Consider the following 20,617-nt stretch of genomic DNA (forward strand, 5'->3'; position numbering starts at 1 on the left):
GCGCTAGATGATCCTCGAAAATCGCGCCCTGTTCCGGTCGGCCTGCAAATATCGGTCGAACAGCATGGCTACTGCGCGCACGAAGAACCAGCCCAGCGCGGTGACCTGGAAGCCCTCCTCGCCGAGTTCCACCAGGCCGTTGCCCTCCATCTCCTTGAGGGCCTGCATCTCCGCAGCGAAGTACTCGCGGAAATTGAGCAGCCAGGCCTGCTCCATGGGCTCGAACAGCACGGCGCCCTGGCACATGATGGACATGATGACCGCACGGCGCACCAGATCGTCGCGCGACAGCGCCAGGCCCCGCACCACCGGCAGCTGGCCGCTGTCGAGGGCGTCGTAATACTCCTCCAGCGTCTTGGCATTCTGGCTGTAGGTGGCGCCCACTTTGCCGATGGCCGATACGCCCAGTGCGATCAGGTCGCAGTCGGGCTGGGTGCTGTAGCCCTGGAAATTGCGGTGCAGCCGGCCCTGGCGCTTGGCCACGGCCAGCGGATCCTCGGGCAGCGCGAAATGATCCATGCCCACATAGCAATAGCCCGCGCCCATGAAGGCCTCGATGGCGCCCGACAGCATGCGGATCTTGTCCGCGCCCTGCGGCAGCTCGGCGGAGACGATGCGCCGCTGCGGCTTGAAGCGCTCGGGCAGATGGGCATAGGCATACAGCGCGATGCGGTCGGGGCGCAGCGCGTTGACCTGCTCCAGCGTGCGCGCAAAGGACTCGGAGGTCTGCCTGGGCAGGCCGTAGATCAGGTCCACATTGATGGAGGCGAAGCCCAGACGGCGCGCCTCCTGCACCAGAGCGAACACCTGCTCGGCAGGCTGCACGCGGTGTACGGCCTGCTGCACTTCGGGATCGAAGTCCTGCACGCCGAAGCTCAGCCGGTTGAAGCCCAGTGCCTTGAGCGCGGCCAGGCGTTCGTTGCTCACGGTGCGCGGATCGACCTCGATCGAATACTCTCCGCCGGCCTCCAGGCGGAAGTGCCCGCGCAGCAGCTCCATCAAGCGGCTCAGCTCGTCGTCGGAGAAAAAGGTCGGCGTGCCTCCGCCCAGGTGCAGCTGGCTCACGGGCTGGCCCCTGCCGCAGTGCCGGGTGTGCAGGTCGACTTCGCGCGCCAGGTAGTCCAGGTATTCGGCGGCCTTCTCGTGGTGCTTGGTGATGATCTTGTTGCAGGCGCAGTAGTAGCAAAGCGAATCGCAGAACGGGACATGCACATACAGCGACAGCGGCAGGGCCCGCGTGGCGCCGAACGGCGCTTGTGCCTTGCGCTGCTGCAGCGCAAGAATGTAGTCCTCGGCACCGAAGGCCTCGACAAAGCGGTCGGCCGTGGGAAACGAGGTGTAGCGCGGCCCGGGTATGTCAAAGCGGCTCAGTAACTCAGGCGTGACAGCGGTCATATTTTCTTGGCAGGATGCGTTTCATGCCCGCAAGCGCTGTACAGTCGGAAAAGGCACTGACAGCAGCGGCATGGCAAGCGCATGATTGGGGTCGGAATATCGGCAATGTGCGCCAAAGCAAGAAAGCCGTCCTTGACGCACATCAAGAGATGCCGAGGCAAGTGCTGCCACAATTTGATTCATCTCATTACCATTGACGAGGTCACTTGCCGGCACGGGCCACCGCCCCTGCCGCCGACGTTTGCCCATGAACCTTCAGACCATCAAAGCATCCTGCTCCAACTGCAACCTGCGCGAACTGTGCATGCCCATGGGCCTGGATGACGAGCAGATGCAGCGCATTGACGCCATCGTGGCCAAGCGTCGCAAGGTCAAGCGCGGCAGCCTGCTGTTTCGCAATGGTGAGACCTTCACGTCGCTGTACGCCATCCGCACCGGCTTCTTCAAGACCTGCGTGGCCACCGAGGACGGGCGCGACCAGGTGACGGGCTTCCAGATGGCCGGCGAGATCATCGGCCTGGATGGCATCGTCAACGACCACCACACCTGCGATGCCGTCGCGCTCGAGGATGCCGAGGTCTGCATCATGCCCTTCGACAAGCTGGAGGAGCTGTCCCGCGAAGTCACGGCCCTGCAGAACCACGTGCACAAGGTGATGAGCCGCGAGATCGTGCGCGAGCACGGGGTGATGCTGCTGCTGGGCAGCATGCGCGCGGAGGAGCGCCTGGCGGCCTTCGTGCTCAACCTCGTGCAGCGCCTGTCGGCGCGCGGCTTTTCCAAGTCGGAGCTGGTGCTGCGCATGACGCGTGAGGAAATCGGCAGCTACCTGGGCCTCAAGCTCGAGACCGTGAGCCGCACCTTCTCCAAGTTCGCCGAGGAAGGCATTGTGGAAGTCAAGCAGCGCCACCTGCGCATTCTGGATACCGAGGCCCTGAAGCGCATCGTCAACAGCCAGCAGTGCCAGAGCTGAGCGGCCCTGTTTGTCCAACAAAAGCCCGCCGGCTTGCGCTGCGGGCTTTTTTCCTGGCCTTATGGCAACCGCTCAGTCCGGCTGCCAGTCGTGCTCGGCCAGACGGATGGGGGCCGGCCGCGCGATCGCGGCGCCGTTGAGCTCGGCCAGGCTGCGGCCCAGCAGGCTGGTCAGCAGGCTGGAGAACATGGCGACGCCCCAGAACACGAAGAAGGACACCGTGTAGACGGCATTGCGCGACCAGGCGACCGGCTCGCCCGCCAGATGCAGCTCCAGCGGATCGACAAAGGCAAAGACCAGCATTTCCATCACGGCGGCTGCGAGGAACGCAGGCCAGGCAATCCACATCCAGCGCTGAGCGACCATGGGCTGTTCTCCTGAAAGCTGTCATGCGATGGCTGCATTCTGGCCAGCAACCCGGGCGCCAGGCAAGACCGCCGCGGGCATTACCCGAGGCGGGAAACCCTGAAAGCCATCAAAAACAGGAGCTGCTGGCACATGCCTCATCTCCTGTTCAAGAGCAAACTCCTTTGAAGCCCAATGCTTTCAGGCGCAAGCTGCTCTTCTTTTTGCCATTTTCATGAGGAAGCCCCCGCCTCAGCGGTCCGTGGGGTGGTCTCCGGCGGGCGTGAGCGCATGGTTGCGACCGGTCAGCGCGGGGGCCTGGCTTTTCTCGGCCTCGCTCAGGCGCTTGTTGATCTCCACGCCATGGCGGTAGTAGTCCGGGTCGATCACGGGATCGGGCGCGCGCAAGGCGATATAGGCCGTCACAAAGCCCGCCACTACCACCACGGCAGGGCCGCCGATGACCAGCCAGACATGGGGAAAGCGCCACCAGGGCTTGCCATCCTCGGGATGGGCGCCAGGGGCAGCCCCCGCGGCGGATCGGGAAATGTTGGACATGAAGACCTCTTTCGATAGGGAGGAAGGCATTGCGGCAACGCCTTCCGGGAACAACAGCAATCAAGGGCAGGCGGCGCCATCAGCGCGGCACCAGGAACACGGCCTTTTCAGCCACGCGGCCGGCGCCCGCGTTGACGGCATCCACGTTGAAGTACACCGTGTGCGATCCAGGCTCCGCGGAACCATACGGAATCTGCAGCCGTGCGGCAATGCCGCGCGTCTCGGCCGGGCCGACGCTAACTTCGGTCTCGGACGTGACTTCCAGCCCGTCCAGCCCCGTGGCGCTGATGCGGTAGCGCTGCTCGGTCTCGGTGGCGTTCATGATCTGCAGGCGGTAGACATTTTCCAGCTTGCCGCCGGCCACGATGCGCGAGAGCGATGCGCGGTCGCGGATCACGTCCAGCTTGAGGGGCTGGCGCAGCGCCAGGCTGGCGATCATGGTTGCGCTCAGCGCCAGCAGCACCGCCGAATAGACGAGTACCCGCGGACGGAAGATGCGGCGCAGCGTCTGCACATGCTTCCAGCCGCGCGCAATCGCATTCTGCGTGGTCAGGCGGATCAGGCCGCGCGGATATTCCATCTTGTCCATGACGGAGTTGCAGGCATCGATGCACAGGCCGCAGCCTATGCATTCGTACTGCAGCCCGTTGCGGATATCGATGCCCACGGGGCAGACCTGCACGCACAGCTTGCAGTCGATGCAGTCGCCCAGGCCTTCGGCCTGGTGATCCGCCCCCTTCCTGCGCGGGCCGCGGGCTTCGCCGCGCGCGGCGTCGTAGCTCACGATCATGGTGTCCTTGTCGAACATGGCGCTCTGGAAGCGTGCATACGGGCACATGTACTTGCAGACCTGCTCGCGCATGTAGCCGGCATTGCCGTAGGTCGCGAAGCCATAGAACAGCACCCAGAATATCTGCCAGCCGCCCTGCAGCGCCATCAGCTGCATGCCCAGTTCGCGGATGGGCACGAAGTAGCCGACAAAGGTGAAGCCGGTCCATGCCGAGACCGCAATCCACAGCAGCTGCTTGAGCGACTTCTTCCAGAGTTTCTCGAAGGTCCACCCGCTCTTGTCGATGCGCATGCGGGCGCTGCGGTCGCCCTCCACCTTGCGCTCGATCCACATGAAGATTTCGGTGTACACGGTCTGCGGGCAGGAAAAGCCGCACCATAGCCGACCGGCCACGGCCGTGAACAGGAACAGCGCCAGCGCGCAGATGATGAGCAGGCCTGCGAGGTAGATGAAGTCCTGCGGATACAGTACCAGCCCGAACAGATAGAAGCGCCGCGCCTCCAGGTCGAACAGCACCATCTGGCGCTCGCCCCAGTCGAGCCAGGGCAGGCCGTAGAAGACCAGCTGGGTGGCGAACACCATGATCCAGCGCCAGCGCGAGAAAAACCCGGCGACGGAGCGCGAATAGACCTTCTGCTCGGACACGAACATCGGCACTTCGTGGAGCCCGCCCTCGGTTTCGACGGGGGTGATCGGAATCACCTTGCGGGGTTTGCCGTGATCGGGTTGCATGGCAGTTCCTTAATATTTTTGTAATTTCTGAAAATGCAAACGCAAAAAAGGCGGCGCCGCCGGCACCGCCTTTCAGACGAGCTTACTGCGGGGCAGCACCGCTCTTGTTCGACAGGCTCCACACATAGGAGGCCAGCACGGCGATCTGCGCTTCGGTCAGCTTTTCCTTCTGGGCCGGCATCTCGTTTTGCTTGCCGTTGTTGACGATGTTCATGATCGCGGCTTCGCCGTAGCCATGCAGCCAGATGTCGTCGGTCAGGTTGGGCGCGCCCATGGCCTGGTTGCCCTTGCCGTCCATGCCGTGGCAGGCGGCACAGGCCACGAACTTGGACTTGCCCAGCGAGGCGCGCACGGAGTCGTGCGGGCTGCCCGACAGGCTCAGCACATAGTGGGCCACGTTGCGCACATCGTCTGCCGTCCCCACCGCCGCGGCCATGGGCGGCATGACGCCGATGCGTCCGTTGGTGATGGTTTCCCTGATCTTCTCGGGCGTGCCGCCATGCAGCCAGTCGCCGTCGGTCAGATTGGGAAAGCTCTTGCCGCCGCGCGCATCGGAGCCATGGCATTGCGCGCAGTTGTTCATGAACAGGCGCTCGCCGATGGCCATGGCCTGCGTGTCCCTGGCCATCTCCTGGGCAGGCATGGACGTGAACCTGGCATACAGCGGCTCCAGGTCCGCCTGGGCCTTGGCCACTTCCTTTTCATAGGCGCCGGTCTGGCTCCAGGCGAGCTTGCCGGTGTAGCTGCCCAGGCCGGGATAGATCGCCAGGTAGGCCAGGCTGAAGACGACGGTGATCACGAACAGCCCCATCCACCATTTGGGCATGGGGTTGTTGAGCTCGCGCAGGTCTTCGTCCCAGACATGGCCCGTGGTGTTGTCCGCCGCCGAAACGACTTTCTTGCGCGCCACCACGATGAGCAGCAGCAGACAGCCAAGAATGCCGAGCAGCGTGAGCGCGACGACATACATCGACCAGAAATTGTTGATGAAATCACTCATGGGATGTTCTCGTTATGTGAGCGGACTCAGTCCTGCAGGAAAGGCAGCTGGGCCGCCTCTTCGAAACGGGCCTGGTTGCGGCGGGCAAATGCCCACCACCAGATGCCGAGGAAGCACGCCAGCGATGCCAGCGTGACCACGATGCGCACGGTGGTGATATCCATTTCCGGTTCCCCCTGGCTTACTTGACGGCACGGCCCAGGACCTGCAGATAGGCGATCACGGCCTCCATCTCGGTCTTGCCCTTGACCTGCTCGGCAGCGCCGGCGATCTCCTCATCGGAGTACGGCACGCCGACCTTGCGCAGCGCCGTCATGCGCTGGGCCACGGCGGTGTCGTCGACCTTGCTGGCCTCCAGCCAGGGATAGGCCGGCATGTTGGACTCGGGCACCACGTCGCGCGGGTTGTGCAGGTGGACGCGGTGCCATTCGTCGCTGTACTTGCCGCCCACGCGGTGCAGGTCGGGGCCGGTGCGCTTGGAACCCCACTGGAAGGGATGGTCGTAGACGAATTCGCCGGCCACCGAGTAGTGGCCGTAGCGCATGGTCTCGGCGCGAAACGGGCGGATCATCTGCGAGTGGCAGTTGTAGCAGCCTTCGCGCAGATAGACGTCGCGGCCCATGAGCTGCAGCGGCGTATAGGGCTTGAGGCCAGCCACGGCTTCGGTCGTGGATTTCTGGAAGAACAGCGGCACGATTTCCGCCAGGCCGCCGATGGCCACGACGAGCAGGATCAGCGTGATCAGCAGGAAGTTGCTGGTCTCCACCTTCTCGTGGGAAAAGCTCTTGGGAGCCGTATTGTTGTGTTCAGACATTGCTTGCGCTCCTCGATGCTCAGGCGTGGGCCACGGCGGCAGGCACGGCCACCTTGACGGAACGGCCGGACATGGCGGTCTTCCAGGTATTCCAGGCCATCACCAGCATGCCGCCCAGGTAGAGCAGGCCGCCGGTCACACGGATCACATAGAAGGGATAGGTCGCCTTCACGCTTTCCACGAAGGTGTAGGTCAGCGTGCCGTCGGGATTGACGGCGCGCCACATCAGGCCCTGCATCACGCCGGCGATCCACATCGCGGCGATGTACAGCACGATGCCGATGGTGGCCATCCAGAAGTGCAGTTCGATGGCGGGCACCGAGTGCATCTTGGTCTTGCCGAACAGGCGCGGGATCAGGTAGTAGAGCGAACCCATGGTGATCAGGCCCACCCAGCCCAGCGCGCCGGAGTGCACGTGGCCCACGGTCCAGTCGGTGTAGTGCGACAGCGCATTGACGGTCTTGATGGCCATCATCGGGCCTTCGAACGTGGACATGCCGTAGAACGACAGGGACACGATCAGGAAGCGCAGGATGGGGTCGTCGCGCAGCTTGTGCCAGGCGCCCGACAACGTCATGATGCCGTTGATCATGCCGCCCCAGCTGGGCGCCAGCAGGATCAGCGAGAACACCATGCCCACGGACTGCGTCCAGTCGGGCAGTGCCGTGTAGTGCAGGTGGTGCGGGCCGGCCCACATGTAGGTGAAGATCAACGCCCAGAAGTGGACGATGGACAGGCGGTACGAGTAGACGGGACGGCCGGCCTGCTTGGGGATGAAGTAGTACATCATGCCCAGGAAGCCCGCGGTCAGGAAGAAGCCCACGGCGTTATGGCCGTACCACCACTGCACCATGGCATCCTGCACGCCGGCATAGGCCGAATAGCTCTTCATCCAGCCCGCGGGAATGGCCGCGCTGTTGACGATGTGCAGCAGCGCCACCGCCAGGATGAAGCCGCCATAGAACCAGTTGGCCACATAGATGTGCCGGACCTTGCGGATGCCGACGGTGCCGAAGAACACGATGGCATAGGCCACCCAGACTGCCGCGATCAGCAGGTCAATGGGCCATTCGAGTTCGGCGTATTCCTTGCCCTGCGTATAGCCCAGCGGCAGGCTGATGGCGGCGGCCAGGATGACCAGCTGCCAGCCCCAGAACGTGAAGCTGGCCAGCTTGGGCATGAACAGCTTGGTCTGGCAGGTACGCTGCACCACGTAGTAGCTGGTGCCCATCAGCGCGCAGCCGCCGAAGGCGAAGATCACTGCATTGGTGTGCAGCGGACGCAGACGGCCATAGCTCAGCCAGGGAATGCCGAAGTTGAGTTCCGGCCAGGCGAGCTGGGACGCGATGAACACGCCCACGGCCATGCCAACCACCCCCCATACCACGGCCATGATAGAGAACTGTCTCACGACGGTGTCGTCGTAATAGACAGCATTGTTATTCGTAGCTTCCATCGGGCACCTCTAAGATTGCTTGCAAAGTGTTCATTGGTTTGTTCTCAGGCTGTTTGATCCACCTCAATCGTCACGGAGAATGCGCTCCCCCTCCTGTTCCACGCTCTCGAACTGCCCGCGATACACGGCCCACCAGAGCGCGGCCACGATGGCCAGCACCAGCACCACGGACAGCGGAATCAATACGTACAGCACTTCCATCAGTGGCCTCCTTGGGGACCTGCGGCCGCCATGCCCAAAGCCGGCGAGGCGCCTCCCGCGCCTGCCGTGGCGGCGGTGGGCATGGCGGCATGCGCCACGGGCAGGCGCCGGGCCAGCCTCGCGGCATTGAGCACCACCAGCAGCGAGCTGGCCGCCATGCCCAGGCCGGCCAGCCAGGCCGGCATCCAGCCCATGAGGGCCAGGGGAATCGAGACCGCGTTGTAGGCTGCGGCCCAGCCCAGGTTCTGGCGCACGACGGACAGCGTGCGGCGCGCGAGCAGCACGCTTTGCAGCACCAGCTCCAGACTGTCGCCCAGGACGACAAAGTCAGCGCGCGATTGTGCCAGCGGCACTGCTTTGCCAAACGCAAAAGAGACATGCGCTCCAGCTAAAACCGGGCCGTCGTTGAGGCCGTCGCCGACCATGGCCACATGGTGGCCGGCAGCCTGCGCGGCCTGCATCTGCGTCAGCTTGTCCTGGGGGGTGCAGCCGCCCTGCGCCCGCACGATGCCCAGCGCCTGGGCCACGGCATGCACTGCGGCCGGACGGTCGCCCGACAGCAACTGCACGGCCACGCCGCCGGCCTGCAGCGCGCGGATCACGTGTGCCGCCTCGGGGCGCAGGTCCTCGCTCAGGTGAAATTGCGCCAGCGCCCGCCAGCCCTGCTCCGTGGCTTCGGCCAGCATCACGCTCTGGCCGGGCTCCTGCGGGGCCAGCTCGGCCACTTCGCAATGCCGGGCCGAACCCAGGCGCAGGTGCAGACGCGAGGGCTGCATGCCCTGCCCGCTCCCGCCTGCCGCCTCGACCCAAGCATCCAGGCCTGCGCCGGCCTGCTCCTGCACGGCATCCAGCTGACAGCCGCACACCGGGCCGGCCGGCAATCCGGCTGTCAGCGCCGCGGCGGCCAGCGCCCTGGAGACAGGGTGCATGGACTGGCGGGCCAGCAGTGCGGCCAGGGCCAGCACCTCGTCATGCTCCTGGCCGGGTGCCGCCGTCATGGCGCGCAGCACCAGGCCGTCGCGCGTGAGCGTGCCGGTCTTGTCGAACACCAGGGTGTCTACGGCGGCCAGCGCCTCCAGACCCTGCAGATTGCGCACCAGCACGCCATGGCGCGCCAGCGTGCCGGCGGCCGTGAGCATGGCCACGGGCGTGGCCAGCGACAGCGCGCAGGGACAGGTGACGATGAGCACGGCCACGGCCACCATCACGGCCTTGCCGGGATCCGCGGGCCACCACCAGACGGCGGCAGCCAGTGCGGCCAGCAGCACGACCACCAGGAACGGGCGCGCCACCTTGTCGGCCAATTGGGCCAGCCGCGGCTTTTGCAGCGAGGCGCTTTCCATCAGCTCGACGATCTGCGCAAAGCGCGTGCCCTCGCCCACGCTGTCCACGCGCATGTCGACCATGGCGTCCAGGTTGTAGCTGCCCGCCGTGACGCTGTCGCCCACGCCGCGCGGCACGGCCGTGGACTCGCCCGTCAGCAGGGCCTCGTCGGCATGGGTGCGGCCGCGCACGATGGTACCGTCCGCCGGAAAGGCCTCACCGGCCAGCACGCGCACCACATCGCCCGCGCGCAGGCGGCGCGTGGCCACGCGCTCGAAGTCATCGCCGTCGCCGCCCTGCCCGTTGCCGCCGCCCCTGCTGCGCAACACCGAATCGGGCAGGCGGTTCATCACGGCCTCCAGCGCGCCGGCCGTGCGATCGCGCAGGCGCAGCTCCAGCCAGCGGCCCGTGAGCAGGAAGAAGACGAACATGGTCAGGGAATCGAAAAAGACTTCGCGGCCGAAGGGCCCCGAAGGATCGAAAGTGCCCATGGTGCTGATCACAAAGGTGATCAGCATGCCGATGGCCACGGGCAGGTCCATGCTCACGCGGCGCTGGGCGATGTCCTTGAGCGCGCTGCGCAAGAACGGCCCGCAACAGAACAGCACCACGGGCAGGGAGATCACCCACGAGGCCCAGCGCAGCAGCGTCTCCATCTCCAGCGACAGATCGCCGGGCTGGGCGATGTAGGCAGGCCATGCATACATCATGACCTGCATCATGCAAAAGCCCGCCACCAGCCAGCGCCACAGCGCGCGGCGCGTCTCGGCCTGGCGCAGCTCGCGCACAAAGGCATCGCGCGCCGGCAGCGCGCGGTAGCCGGCACGCGCCACCGCCTCCATCCACTGCGATGGAAGCACCTGGGCGGGGCGCCAGACGACGCGGGCGCGGCGCGTGGCTGCGCTGACTTCGGCCTCCTGCACTCCGGGCACGGCGCGCAGCGCCTCCTCGATGGTCAGCGCACACGCAGCACAATGCATGCCCTCCAAAACGACGTACGAATCCCACACCGGAGATTCGGCATCGTGTTCAGAGGGTTGCGAAGTCTTGCGGCCCGTAGGCCGTCCAAAGGAGTTCCACTCCTGTGGATCATCCAGCAGCAGGCTGACAGCCCGGGCCTGGACGTAGAGGCCAGAATCAACATCAGCCTGCCGTTGCCCGGTGGGCGTGACAGGGTTGTTCTGGTACATATGTCGAGCGTAATGGAGCACGATCATACTGACGTTGACATTAATCAAGCGTTAACAGCCAGAACAATCTATGCTTTCATTGCATAGACCGTAGAAGCCCATCAAGAAAGGAGTTGCATATGTACAACCGCATCCTGATCGCCACTGACGGCACGGAGCTGTCCGACAAAGCAGTGCACAGCGGGCTGGACCTCGCGGCGCTTTGCGGCGCCAGCGTGATTGCGCTCAAAGTGGTGTCGCACTATCCGCGCAGCTACCTGGAAGGCAGCGACCTGCTGGACATCAAGGAAGCCAAGCGCATCGAGGAACAATGGACCCAGCAGGCCCAGACGCTGCTGGACGGCATCAAGGCCTTCGGGCATGAGCGCAAGGTTGCCGTGACCACCGAGGTCGTGCATTCGGACCTGGTGGCGGAGTCCATCGTGGAAGCGGCCAAGAAGCATGACTGCGACCTGATCGTCATGGCTTCGCATGGCCGCAAGGGCCTGCAGCGCCTGTTGCTGGGCAGCGAAACCCAGCATGTGCTGACGCACTCGCACATACCGGTGCTGGTGCTGCGCTGAAGCGCTGCATTGCGGCCGCCGCGCCAGGGCCGCAGCCCCAATGCCCTGCTCCTGGCGCTCTCAAAACAAAAGCAGCTCGCGCAGGAGCTGCTTTTGTTTGGGACATTTTCCATGCCAGCCTTGCCTGCCCGCCTGCGCTAGCTGCTAGCAAATATGTAGTCAAGGCAAAGATCAATTCACTTTGCCATGCATAGCCGTTCGGCCGGTTTGTGCTTTTCGGACCCGACCGGACTTCCCGGCAGCCGGGTCAGGCGAATTCCCGCGCGTACTGGTCGCGCAGCAGCTTTTTCTGCACCTTGCCCATGGTGTTGCGCGGCAGGCTGTCGACCACGTAGCAGCGCTTGGGCACCTTGAAGTGGGCCAGCTGCGCCCTGAGCGTATCGATCACGGCCTGGCCATCGATCTGCGCCCCCGCGCGCGGCACGATGACCGCCACGCCGACCTCGCCGAAATCCGGATGCGGCACGCCGATCACGGCGCTTTCGTCCACGCCGGGCAGTTCGTTGATGAAGCCCTCCACCTCGGCCGGATAGACGTTGTAGCCGCCCGAGATGATCAGGTCCTTGCTGCGCCCCACGATGGAGAAATAGCCGCGCTCGTCCTGCATGCCCACGTCGCCGGTCTTGAACCAGCCGTCCGCCGTGAACTCCTCGGCCGTTTTCTCGGGCATGCGCCAGTAGCCCTTGAACACATTGGGGCCCTGCACCTGGATGTTGCCGATCTCGCCGCGGCCCAGCGGCTGCCCGTCGTCGCCCTGCACGCGCACGCCCACGCCGGGCAGCGGAAAGCCCACGGTGCCGCCACGGCGCTCGTCCTGGTTGTCGAAGCGCGGATCGGCCGCATAGGGGTTGGAGGTGAGCATGATGGTCTCGCTCATGCCGTAGCGCTCCAGGATGGCGTGGCCCGTGCGCCGGCGCCAGGCGCGGAAGGTCTCGATAAGCATGGGCGCCGAGCCCGAGATGAACAGCCGCATGTGCGCCGCCTTCTCGCGGTCCAGCCGTGCATCGGCCAGCATGCGCACATACAGCGTGGGCACGCCCATGAAGACGGTGGCGTCCTTGAAGCGGTCGATCACGGCGGCAGGCTCGAACCTGGAGAACCAGATCATGGGGCTGCCGTTGATCAGCGCGCCGTGGATGGCCACGAACAGGCCATGCACATGGAAGATGGGCAGCGCATGGATGAGCACGTCGCCCTCCTGCCAGCCCCAGTACACCTTGAGCGTGGCCGCATTGGTCAGCAGGTTGCCGTGCGTGAGCATGGCGCCCTTGCTGCGCCCCGTGGTGCCGCTGGTGTAGAGGATGGCGGCCAGATCGTCGGCCCTGCGCGCCACGGGCTCCTGCGCATCGCCATGGTGGGCCGCGCGCTCCAGCAGCGTGCCGGTACGGTCCGTGCCCAGCGTGTATACATGGCCCACGCCCCGGTTGAAGGCGAGCTTGGAGACCCAGCCGAAATTGCCGGGCGCGCAGACCACGACGGCAGGCTCGGCGTCAGAGATGAAATACTCCATCTCCGCCCCCTGGTAGGCCGTGTTGAGCGGCAGGAACACGTATCCGGCGCGCAGCGTGGCCAGGTACAGCATCATGGCCTCGACCGATTTTTCCACCTGCACCGCAATGCGGCTGCCCTCGGGCAGCTGCAGCGACTGCAGCAGATTGGCCATGCGCGCGCTGCCGCGGTCCAGGTCCGCCCAGGTGTAGTACAGGCTTCGGCCATCGGGCCCCACGGCCTCGACGGCGATCTGCTCCATCTGCTTGGGAAACGCGGCGCGCAAGGCGCTGAAAAGATTGGCTTGAGGCATTTCGGTCATCGTGATTCGGTCGGACTCGGTAACTACGGAAGCAAAACAATGCCAGCCCATCATAGGGCCGGACCGGGGTCATTCCTGTCGCCCGCCGGGCAGGCCCCAGGGCGGCATCACCGCGCAAAGGCCAACGCCGCCGTGCGGCATGAAAGGCCCCGGCGGCGGCATCGTCCCGCTGCGCGCCATCTCCCCGGAGGAAAGCCGCGCAGCAGCACGGGCGCTATGAATCAATCTTCACGCCGGCGGCCTTGACCACCTGCGCCCAGCGCTGGATTTCGCTGTGGATCATGGCGGCGAACTGCTGCTGGCTCAGCCTGCCGTAGTCGGCGCCGTTCTTGGCCCAGGCCGCCTTGATGTCGTCGGCGGCACCGATCTTCTGCACCTCGTCGATCATCTGCTGCTGCACGGCCGCCGGCGTGCCCCTGGGCGCCCACAGGCCGTACCAGGTGGTCACGGTGAAATCGGGCAGGCCGCATTCGCTGGCGCAGGGCACGTCGGGAAAGGCGGGGTTGCGCTGAGCGCCCGCCACCATCAGCGCCCGGATCCGGCCGCTCTTGATGTGCTGGGCCGAGGAGCCCAGGCCGTCGAACAGCATATCCACATTGCCAGCAATCAGATCCTGCAGCGCGGGTCCCGCTCCCTTGTAGGGGATGTGGGTGATATCGGTATGGGTCTGCAGCTTGAACAGCTCGCCGGCCAGATGGTGGGAGGAGCCCGGCCCTGCCGAGGCGTAGTTGAACTTGCCCGGATGGGCGCGTACATCGGTGAGCAGCGCCTGCAGAGTCGTATGCGGCACCTTCCTGGGATTGACAACGACCACCTGGGGCACGCTGGCCAGCAGCGCCAGCGGTATGAAGTCGCGCTCCAGGTCGTATTCGAGCCGGGGATAGACCGAAGGCGCGATCACGTGATGGGTGCCGCCCATGAAGAAGTTGTAGCCGTCCGCCGGCGCCTTGGCCGCGATGGCGGCGCCCAGCGTGCCGCCGGCGCCGCCGCGGTTGTCCACCACCAGGGTCTTGCCCGTGGCCTTGGCGAACTGGCTGGAAAACGGCCGGGCAAAGGCGTCGGTGCCGCCGCCGGCCGGGAAAGGCACGACCAGGTTCACGGGCCTGGCAGGCCAGTCGCCGCCCGCCCGCGCCATGCCGGCCCAGCCGGACAGGCCTGCGGCCGCCACCGCCCCCATCGATCTGAGCAGTGCGCGCCGCCGCACCTGCTCCTGTCCCCACTGCCCGCCCTCACCTGCGCACTCCCGCGGAAAAACCTGCATCGCATGCCTCCTGATGTGCAAGACCTGGCGCTTGCATGGATGCGCCGGCCCGCTTGTGGTTGGACAGCGCAGGGCAAAGACAGAGGCAGTTCAGGAACGCATCATCCTTTGCACAGGGATTCGATCTCCGAAGACACCGGAATCTTGCCCTGCGCCAACAGGCTGCGGTGCCTGTCCAGGCGCTTGAGGTCATACAGATAGTTGACCATCAGCCCCATGGACTGCTTGAGCCCCTTGGACGACAGGTCTGCCGCCCAGTTCAGGCGCTCCACGCGCGCACCGTTGCCAAGGTGAAAGCGTGCCACGGCATCCAGCGGACGGCCCTTGGCGGTTTCCCGGCCCAGGTAGCGGGCTGCGCAGAACAGGGCGGCCTGCCGCACGGGAGACTTGTCCTTGAGCGACGCGGGGTCCTCCAGCGCGGCCAGCAGGTGCGCGGCATCCAGGCCGCCGGCGGCCTTCTCCAGCGCGGCCTTTTGCTTGTCGTCGAGCTCCTGCAGCACGGCATCGCCCTGCTTGGCCAGCCAGCCGCGCAGGCCCGGAATCGGCGACAACGTGGCGAAATGCTTGAGCCTGGGGAACTCCTGGGTGAGCGTTTCCACCACATGCTTGATCAGCGAATCGCCGAAGCTCACGCCCTTGAGGCCGGTCTGCGTGTTGCTGATCGAATAGAAGATGGCCGTGTTGGCCTTGGCGATGTCCACCGCGGCGGCCGACTCGTCGAGCAGCGGCGCAATGCTGCCCGCAAGCTTGTCCAGCAGCGCCACCTCCACGAAGATCAGCGGCACGTCGGGCATGCGCGGATGGAAGAACCCGTAGCAGCGGCGGTCGCTGTCGAGCCGGTTCTTGAGGTCGGCCCAGCTGCGGATGTCGTGCACGGCCTCGTACTGGATCAGCTTTTCGAGCAGCGAGGCCGGCGAATCCCAGCTCAGGCGGCGCAGCTCCAGCAGCGCCACGTCGAACCAGCTGGAAAACAGATGTTCGAGCTCCGCATCCAGCGCCACATAGCGCTGTTCGGCCCTGGGCAGGGACAGCAGCTGGGCGCGCATGTCGACCAGAAAGCGCATGCCGCCCTGGGGCTGGGCAAAGCGCTGTAGCAGCCGCGTGCGCGAGGACAGCAGCGCGCGGCGCAGGCGCATCTCGGCCTCGCTGCGCTCGGCATCGCTGCCGGCCTGGTCGTACTGCTGGCGCGCCGCCTGCAGCGCCTGGGCGTCGGGCCCGAACTGCTCGACGATCAGCGTCCAGAAATCCTTGCGCTCCGGCAGCGGGGCCTTGGCATACCACTCCATCAGCGCCTGGGCATGGCGGCCGCCCTCCACATCGCTGAGCGCGGCATCGGCCACCTGCTGCAAATCCTCCAGCAGGCGGCGCAACTCGCGTGGCGACAGGGCTTCCTGCCCGCGCCGCAAGGTGGCCTCCAGGCGCTGCGCCAGCGGGCGCTGCTCGGACTCCCCCTTGCCGGCTTTCCCGCCTTCCACGCCGCGCACCCACAACTTGGTCTGCTCAATCCAGTCTGCTGCCCAACTCATCTGCTGCCTTTGTTGTTTCAAATGCTCTCAATGCCGAAGCATATAACGCCTGCATGCATTGGCCTGCAGAACATTATGGCCATGCATTCGGCGCCTCGGAGTCATCCAACATCCATCGCTGCAGCGCCGCAACAGCGAAACGGCTGCCCCTCCATCAGGGTCTTTTCATCCCGGGACGGCCCGGCAATGAAAAACGCAGGCACGGGGCCTGCGTCGATGGAAGGAAAAGGAGCTCCTCAGCCCGTCGTGCGCTGCACCTCATAGGGCGCGCGCCTGCCGCACCACAGCCACATCGCGATGCCGCCCACGATCATGGGCACGCACAGCCACTGGCCCATGCTCATGCCCAGCGACAGCAGGCCCAGGAAGTCGTCGGGCTCGCGGAAATACTCGGCCGTGAAGCGGAAGACACCGTAGCCCACCAGGAAGACCGCCGCCACCTGCCCCGGCCTGCGCTCCTTGCGGGCATAGAGCCACAGGATGATGAACAGCAGCAGGCCTTCGAGCAGGAACTGGTAGATCTGCGAAGGATGGCGCGGCAGCATGGAGCCGCTTTGCGGAAACACCATGCCCCAGGGCAGATCGGGGCTGGCAAAGCGGCCCCAGAGCTCTCCGTTGATGAAGTTGCCGATGCGGCCCGCCGCCAGGCCCGTGGGCACGCAGGGCGCGACGAAATCGGCCACCTCCAGCCAGGGGCGCCGGCGCGAATGGGCAAACCACAGCATGGCCGCGATCACGCCCAGCAGGCCGCCGTGAAAGCTCATGCCGCCCTGCCAGACCGCAAAGATCTCCAGCGGATGCGTGAGGTAGTAGCCGGGCTTGTAGAACAGGCAGTAGCCGAGCCGCCCGCCCACGACCACGCCGACCACGCCGAGGAACAGGATGTCTTCCACGTCCTTGCGGGCCCAGGCCCTGTCGCCCGTCATGTATTTGAAGGGCGGATGGCGCAGGCGGCGCGTGCCCAGGAACAGGAACAGCGCAAACGCGGCCAGATAGGTCAGGCCATACCAGTGCACGGCCAGAGGGCCGATCTGCACTGCCACAGGATCAATGTGCGGATACATCAGCATGGCAGGCATTGTGCCGCAGTGCAGCACCCACCCGGCGAAACAGGCTCTGCCGGCAGTTAGCGCGCCGCTCCGGTGGCAGAAACTGTGCGATCGATGTCATTGCTGCCACAGGCCATTGCCTGCACACTGCGCCCATGCCTTCACGCCCCACCCGCTCCAACAGCCGCCCCGCGGCCCAGCCGGCCCCGCCCCTGCCCCGGGCGCGGCCCGGGCACCGCATCCTCTGCACCGCCTACGAGGGCGCCATGAGCCTGGACATCACCGGCCCCATGCAGGTGTTTGCCACGGCCAACGATGTGCGCGCCCGCCAGGGGCTGGCGCCGTTCTATGAACTGGCGCTGCTGGCCCGCCATGCATGGAGCGAATGCGCGCCGGACGGCAACTGCACGGTGCTGGTGCCCGGCGGCGACGGCGTGGAGCTGGCACAGCACGATGCGGGCCTGCGCCGGTGGTTGCGACAGGCGGAGCCCGTGGTGCAGCGCCTGGGCTCGGTCTGCTCGGGCGCCCTGGTCCTGGCCCGCGCCGGCCTGCTGCACCAGCGCACGGCGACCACGCACTGGTGCCGCATGGACGAGCTGAGGGGGATCCACCCGAGCATCGCCGTGGATCCGGACTGCCTGCACACCTACGAGGCCTCGCATCCGCAGGGACGCCACATCTTCACCTCGGCCGGCGTCACGGCAGGCATAGACCTCGCGCTGGCGCTGGTGGAGGACGACCTGGGCAGCGCCATGGCGCTGGCCGTGGCCCGGCATCTGGTGATGTTCGTGCGGCGCCCCGGCGGGCAGGCCCAGTTCTCGCCGCTGCTCACGCCCGAGCCCGCGCATGCGCCGCGCCTGGCCAGGCTGCTGGAGTGGATACCCGGGCAACTGGGCGGCGACCTCAGCGTGGAACGCCTGGCCGAGCAGTCCTGCCTGCCGCCGCGCACGCTGGCGCGCGTGTTCCGGCGCGAGCTGGGCACCACGCCGGCGCGCTATGTGGAGCAGGTGCGCGTGCAGGCTGCCGCCACGCTGCTGGGCCAGCGCCAGGCATCGGTGGCCACCGTGGCCCGGCTGTGCGGCTTCGGCCATCCCGAAAGCCTGCGCCGCAGCTTTCACAAGCACCTGTCGGTCAGCCCACAGGCCTTTGCCGAGCGCTTCGGCACAGGCTGAATTCATAGGAAATCAGCAGCAAACGCTTTGCTGGCAAGCGCCAGCAGCTACTGAATCCATAACAAGCCCGATGCTCCCGCATGGCGCCATCCAGGCGCCAGGGAATCGCTTTGCCCTTGCAAGCGAAAAAAGAGAAGAAAGGAAAAACATGCTGCGTCGCTATCCCGCCCTGGGCCTCTTGAGCCTGGCCCAGGCGCTGTACTGGTCGTGCTCCATCATCGGCATTGCGCTCACGGGCCTGGTCGGCCAGCAGCTCACGCCCTGGCCCTGGCTGGCCACGCTGCCGCTGACGCTGCTGGTCATCGGCAATCTGCTGGCCATCGGGCGCCTGGCGCGCTGGATGCAGCGGCACGGCCGCGCGCGCGGCCTGCAGCGCGGCGCCCTGCTGGGCATGGCGGCGGGCCTGGTGGCGGCCCTGGCGCTCTACCAGCGCAGCTTCGTGCTGTTTTGCGCGGGCATGCTGCTGCTGGGGGCCTACCAGGCGTCGAGCGGTTTTTACCGCTTTGCCGCGCTCGACGGCGTGGATGCCGCGCACAGGGGGCGCGCCGCGTCCTGGGTGGTGGCCGGCGGTATTGCGGCCGCGCTGCTGGCGCCCAGCCTGGCGCTGCAGGCGCAGGGCTGGCTGCCCCTGCCCGCGCCCCTGCACATGGCCGGCGCCTATCTGGCCATCACGCTGCTGGCCGCCTGCGCCGCCGCGCTGCTGCACTGGCTGCCGGCGCCCGCACCGGCAAGCACCGGGCAGGCCGGCGCGACGGCGGCCGAACTGGCCCGCCAGCGCAAGGCCTTGCTGCGGCGCCCTGCCATCCGCCAGGCTTTGCTCGTGACCGCCTGTGGCCACGGCCTGATGATTCTGGTCATGAATGCCACGCCGCTGGCCATGCACGGGCTGGGCATGGGGATGGCGCATTCCACCCATGTGATCCAGTGGCATGTGCTGGGCATGTTCGCCCCCTCCCTGCTGGCCGGCCCGGCCATCGACCGGCTGGGCGCCCGGCGCGTGGCCTGGCTGGGCACTGCGCTGCTGGCGGCGAGCGCCGCGCTGGCCCTGGCCGGACTGACGCAGCCGTACTTCCTGGCCAGCTCGCTGCTGCTGGGCGCGGGCTGGAACCTGATGCTGCTGGCCGGCACCACGCTGCTGTCGCAGGCCCATACGCCCGACGAACGCGCCGCAGCCCAGCCTCTGATGGAATGGAGCAACAACGGCATGGCCGCGCTGATGTCGCTGAGCTGTGGCGTGCTGGCGCAGACCCTGGGCTGGCGGGCCATCAATCTGGCGATGCTGGCGGCGATTGCGCTGCTGGCGGCCTGGCTGTGGCGCAGCGAGCGCCGGTTGCCCCGGCTGGCCGCCGTCTGAAAATCGAGAAAAACGGTCGCCAACCCTTATGCATGCCGCGCCGGCAGCTCCCGTTTCAGAAGCGCCATGCTCAGCGGCCTGCAGGCAGCTGGATCCGCTGCTCCTGCACGATTTCGCGCACGGTGCGCTCGGACTCTTCCATCATTTCCTGCAGGCGCTGCGGCGATCCGCCCAGGGCCTGCACGCCCATGGCCTGCAGCTTTTCCTGGACTGCGGGATCTGCCAGCGCCGCGTTGGCGGCCGCATTGAGCGTCTGCACCACGGCCGCCGGCGTGCCCCTGGGCGCGACCAGGCCGAACCAGGTGATGGCCAGGCTGTTGAGTCCCTCGTGGCCCAGCTCCCTTAGCGTGGGTACCTGGGGCAAGGCCGGCAGGCGCTGCTGCGCGGCCACGGCAAACGGAACCAGGCGGCCGGAAGCCACATGGGCCGCCGAGGAAGGGTACTGGTCGCTGAGCACCTGGGTCTCGCCGGAGAGCACGCTGCTGACCACGGGGCCCTGCCCCTTGTAGGGAATGTGGTGCAGCTGGATCTTGAGCGCGGCATTCATGCGCAGCACGATCAGATGCCCGATCGAGCCCACCCCCGACGAACCGATATTGAGCTGGCCGGGCCTGGAGCGCGCCAGCGCCACGAACTGGCCGAAGGTATGCACGCCCAGTCCGGGATGCACCGAAAACACCGAGGGAATCGACGCCAGGGCGACAACGGGCACGAAGTCCCGCGCCGGGTCGAGTCTGGACGACGGGGACATCAGGACCGGATTGGCAGCCAGGGTGCTGATCGTGCCCAGGCCCAGGGTATAACCGTCGGCCGAAGCGCGGGCCACGGCTTCCGCGCCGGCCAGGCCGCTGCCGCCGGCCCGGTTGTCGACCACCACGGACTGGCCCAGCGGCGCGGCCATGGCATCGGCCACCACCCGAGCCACCATGTCGGTGGAGCCGCCCGGCGTGAACGGCACGACCAGCCGTATGGGGCGCTGCGGATACGGCGCGGGCGCGGCATGGGCCGGCACGGCAAGGCAGCAGGCCAGCACGAGGCCGGCCAGCCTTGGCCTTGGCCCTGCCCCGACCGTCCGAAAACGCCGGGCACGCGGCCCTGCGGGTGCCGC

General features: G+C 66.5%; 19 protein-coding genes. 4 read left to right on the top strand and 15 right to left on the bottom strand.

Annotated features, from left to right (window positions below):
* Window positions 1-3: 3 nt before the first annotated feature.
* Window positions 4-1,395 carry an oxygen-independent coproporphyrinogen III oxidase gene (gene hemN / locus Cte04_RS01420; RefSeq protein ID WP_066470519.1) on the bottom strand — a complete coding sequence of 464 codons (1,392 nt, stop codon included), beginning with the start codon at window positions 1,393-1,395 and terminating at the stop codon, window positions 4-6.
* Between the two features lie 247 nt (window positions 1,396-1,642).
* Between hemN and fnr the strand changes: the two genes are divergently transcribed.
* The gene (gene fnr, locus Cte04_RS01425) at window positions 1,643-2,365 is read left to right on the top strand and encodes a fumarate/nitrate reduction transcriptional regulator Fnr (protein WP_066470522.1); all 723 of its coding nucleotides are present in this window, start codon (window positions 1,643-1,645) and stop codon (window positions 2,363-2,365) included.
* Window positions 2,366-2,437: 72 nt separating this feature from the next.
* Here the strand turns inward: fnr and Cte04_RS01430 are convergent, their stop codons facing one another.
* From Cte04_RS01430 to Cte04_RS01470, 9 genes are all read right to left on the bottom strand, one after another.
* Window positions 2,438-2,731 (bottom strand): hypothetical protein, encoded by a 294-nt coding sequence (locus tag Cte04_RS01430; RefSeq protein WP_066470525.1) that lies wholly within the window; start codon window positions 2,729-2,731, stop codon window positions 2,438-2,440.
* A 231-nt stretch (window positions 2,732-2,962) separates the two neighbouring features.
* A complete protein-coding gene (locus tag Cte04_RS01435) occupies window positions 2,963-3,268 on the bottom strand; it encodes a FixH family protein (protein ID WP_066470528.1) in 306 nt (101 codons plus the stop codon).
* A 79-nt stretch (window positions 3,269-3,347) separates the two neighbouring features.
* A complete protein-coding gene (ccoG, locus tag Cte04_RS01440; protein WP_066470533.1) occupies window positions 3,348-4,790 on the bottom strand; it encodes a cytochrome c oxidase accessory protein CcoG in 1,443 nt (480 codons plus the stop codon).
* An 82-nt stretch (window positions 4,791-4,872) separates the two neighbouring features.
* Entirely contained in the window at window positions 4,873-5,790 is a 918-nt protein-coding gene (ccoP, locus tag Cte04_RS01445; RefSeq protein ID WP_066470542.1) for a cytochrome-c oxidase, cbb3-type subunit III, read from the bottom strand.
* A 26-nt stretch (window positions 5,791-5,816) separates the two neighbouring features.
* Entirely contained in the window at window positions 5,817-5,954 is a 138-nt protein-coding gene (locus Cte04_RS01450) for a cbb3-type cytochrome oxidase subunit 3 (protein ID WP_066470545.1), read from the bottom strand.
* Between the two features lie 17 nt (window positions 5,955-5,971).
* Window positions 5,972-6,604: a cytochrome-c oxidase, cbb3-type subunit II gene (gene ccoO, locus Cte04_RS01455; RefSeq protein ID WP_066470557.1), complete on the bottom strand. Its 633-nt coding sequence runs from the start codon at window positions 6,602-6,604 to the stop codon at window positions 5,972-5,974.
* A gap of 19 nt (window positions 6,605-6,623) precedes the next feature.
* Window positions 6,624-8,060 carry a cytochrome-c oxidase, cbb3-type subunit I gene (ccoN, locus tag Cte04_RS01460; RefSeq protein WP_066470560.1) on the bottom strand — a complete coding sequence of 479 codons (1,437 nt, stop codon included), beginning with the start codon at window positions 8,058-8,060 and terminating at the stop codon, window positions 6,624-6,626.
* Window positions 8,061-8,123: 63 nt separating this feature from the next.
* On the bottom strand, window positions 8,124-8,261 hold the full coding sequence (gene ccoS, locus Cte04_RS01465) for a cbb3-type cytochrome oxidase assembly protein CcoS (RefSeq protein WP_066470565.1): 138 nt from the start codon (window positions 8,259-8,261) through the stop codon (window positions 8,124-8,126).
* Entirely contained in the window at window positions 8,261-10,774 is a 2,514-nt protein-coding gene (locus tag Cte04_RS01470; RefSeq protein ID WP_083526437.1) for a heavy metal translocating P-type ATPase, read from the bottom strand. The genes ccoS and Cte04_RS01470 overlap by 1 nt, the downstream gene beginning before the upstream one ends.
* A gap of 119 nt (window positions 10,775-10,893) precedes the next feature.
* Between Cte04_RS01470 and Cte04_RS01475 the strand changes: the two genes are divergently transcribed.
* The gene (locus tag Cte04_RS01475) at window positions 10,894-11,337 is read left to right on the top strand and encodes a universal stress protein (protein WP_066470568.1); all 444 of its coding nucleotides are present in this window, start codon (window positions 10,894-10,896) and stop codon (window positions 11,335-11,337) included.
* A gap of 247 nt (window positions 11,338-11,584) precedes the next feature.
* On the opposite strand, the gene Cte04_RS01480 is transcribed toward Cte04_RS01475, so the two are convergent.
* The 4 genes from Cte04_RS01480 to lgt all read right to left on the bottom strand — a co-directional run bounded on the left by Cte04_RS01480 (window position 11,585) and on the right by lgt (window position 17,013).
* Window positions 11,585-13,138 (bottom strand): malonate--CoA ligase, encoded by a 1,554-nt coding sequence (locus Cte04_RS01480; RefSeq protein ID WP_066471796.1) that lies wholly within the window; start codon window positions 13,136-13,138, stop codon window positions 11,585-11,587.
* A 223-nt stretch (window positions 13,139-13,361) separates the two neighbouring features.
* Window positions 13,362-14,324 (bottom strand): Bug family tripartite tricarboxylate transporter substrate binding protein, encoded by a 963-nt coding sequence (locus Cte04_RS01485; protein ID WP_245633276.1) that lies wholly within the window; start codon window positions 14,322-14,324, stop codon window positions 13,362-13,364.
* Window positions 14,325-14,509: 185 nt separating this feature from the next.
* Window positions 14,510-15,934: a malonyl-CoA decarboxylase gene (locus Cte04_RS01490; protein WP_066470575.1), complete on the bottom strand. Its 1,425-nt coding sequence runs from the start codon at window positions 15,932-15,934 to the stop codon at window positions 14,510-14,512.
* A 236-nt stretch (window positions 15,935-16,170) separates the two neighbouring features.
* Window positions 16,171-17,013 (bottom strand): prolipoprotein diacylglyceryl transferase, encoded by an 843-nt coding sequence (gene lgt / locus Cte04_RS01495; RefSeq protein WP_066470578.1) that lies wholly within the window; start codon window positions 17,011-17,013, stop codon window positions 16,171-16,173.
* Between the two features lie 125 nt (window positions 17,014-17,138).
* Here lgt and Cte04_RS01500 point away from each other — a divergent pair, with 125 nt between their 5' ends.
* Entirely contained in the window at window positions 17,139-18,155 is a 1,017-nt protein-coding gene (locus tag Cte04_RS01500; protein WP_245633249.1) for a GlxA family transcriptional regulator, read from the top strand.
* 148 nt (window positions 18,156-18,303) lie between these two features.
* The gene (locus tag Cte04_RS01505) at window positions 18,304-19,509 is read left to right on the top strand and encodes an MFS transporter (protein WP_066470581.1); all 1,206 of its coding nucleotides are present in this window, start codon (window positions 18,304-18,306) and stop codon (window positions 19,507-19,509) included.
* A 70-nt stretch (window positions 19,510-19,579) separates the two neighbouring features.
* On the opposite strand, the gene Cte04_RS01510 is transcribed toward Cte04_RS01505, so the two are convergent.
* Complete coding sequence (locus Cte04_RS01510) at window positions 19,580-20,542, bottom strand: Bug family tripartite tricarboxylate transporter substrate binding protein (protein WP_245633250.1); 963 nt, start codon at window positions 20,540-20,542, stop codon at window positions 19,580-19,582.
* Window positions 20,543-20,617: the final 75 nt, after the last annotated feature.

The organism is Comamonas terrae, assembly GCF_001544075.1.
In the GTDB taxonomy this organism is placed as follows: Bacteria; Pseudomonadota; Gammaproteobacteria; order Burkholderiales; family Burkholderiaceae_C; genus Comamonas; species Comamonas terrae.

Excerpts from the sequence above, each read along its gene's own strand:
- hemN (WP_066470519.1), bottom strand. The coding sequence starts at position 1,395 with ATGACCGCTGTCACGCCTGAGTTACTGAGCCGCTTTGACATACCCGGG.
- fnr (WP_066470522.1), top strand. The coding sequence starts at position 1,643 with ATGAACCTTCAGACCATCAAAGCATCCTGCTCCAACTGCAACCTGCGC.
- Cte04_RS01430 (WP_066470525.1), bottom strand. The coding sequence starts at position 2,731 with ATGGTCGCTCAGCGCTGGATGTGGATTGCCTGGCCTGCGTTCCTCGCA.
- Cte04_RS01435 (WP_066470528.1), bottom strand. The coding sequence starts at position 3,268 with ATGTCCAACATTTCCCGATCCGCCGCGGGGGCTGCCCCTGGCGCCCAT.
- ccoG (WP_066470533.1), bottom strand. The coding sequence starts at position 4,790 with ATGCAACCCGATCACGGCAAACCCCGCAAGGTGATTCCGATCACCCCC.
- ccoP (WP_066470542.1), bottom strand. The coding sequence starts at position 5,790 with ATGAGTGATTTCATCAACAATTTCTGGTCGATGTATGTCGTCGCGCTC.
- Cte04_RS01450 (WP_066470545.1), bottom strand. The coding sequence starts at position 5,954 with ATGGATATCACCACCGTGCGCATCGTGGTCACGCTGGCATCGCTGGCG.
- ccoO (WP_066470557.1), bottom strand. The coding sequence starts at position 6,604 with ATGTCTGAACACAACAATACGGCTCCCAAGAGCTTTTCCCACGAGAAG.
- ccoN (WP_066470560.1), bottom strand. The coding sequence starts at position 8,060 with ATGGAAGCTACGAATAACAATGCTGTCTATTACGACGACACCGTCGTG.
- ccoS (WP_066470565.1), bottom strand. The coding sequence starts at position 8,261 with ATGGAAGTGCTGTACGTATTGATTCCGCTGTCCGTGGTGCTGGTGCTG.
- Cte04_RS01470 (WP_083526437.1), bottom strand. The coding sequence starts at position 10,774 with ATGTACCAGAACAACCCTGTCACGCCCACCGGGCAACGGCAGGCTGAT.
- Cte04_RS01475 (WP_066470568.1), top strand. The coding sequence starts at position 10,894 with ATGTACAACCGCATCCTGATCGCCACTGACGGCACGGAGCTGTCCGAC.
- Cte04_RS01480 (WP_066471796.1), bottom strand. The coding sequence starts at position 13,138 with ATGCCTCAAGCCAATCTTTTCAGCGCCTTGCGCGCCGCGTTTCCCAAG.
- Cte04_RS01485 (WP_245633276.1), bottom strand. The coding sequence starts at position 14,324 with ATGGGGGCGGTGGCGGCCGCAGGCCTGTCCGGCTGGGCCGGCATGGCG.
- Cte04_RS01490 (WP_066470575.1), bottom strand. The coding sequence starts at position 15,934 with ATGAGTTGGGCAGCAGACTGGATTGAGCAGACCAAGTTGTGGGTGCGC.
- lgt (WP_066470578.1), bottom strand. The coding sequence starts at position 17,013 with ATGCCTGCCATGCTGATGTATCCGCACATTGATCCTGTGGCAGTGCAG.
- Cte04_RS01500 (WP_245633249.1), top strand. The coding sequence starts at position 17,139 with ATGCCTTCACGCCCCACCCGCTCCAACAGCCGCCCCGCGGCCCAGCCG.
- Cte04_RS01505 (WP_066470581.1), top strand. The coding sequence starts at position 18,304 with ATGCTGCGTCGCTATCCCGCCCTGGGCCTCTTGAGCCTGGCCCAGGCG.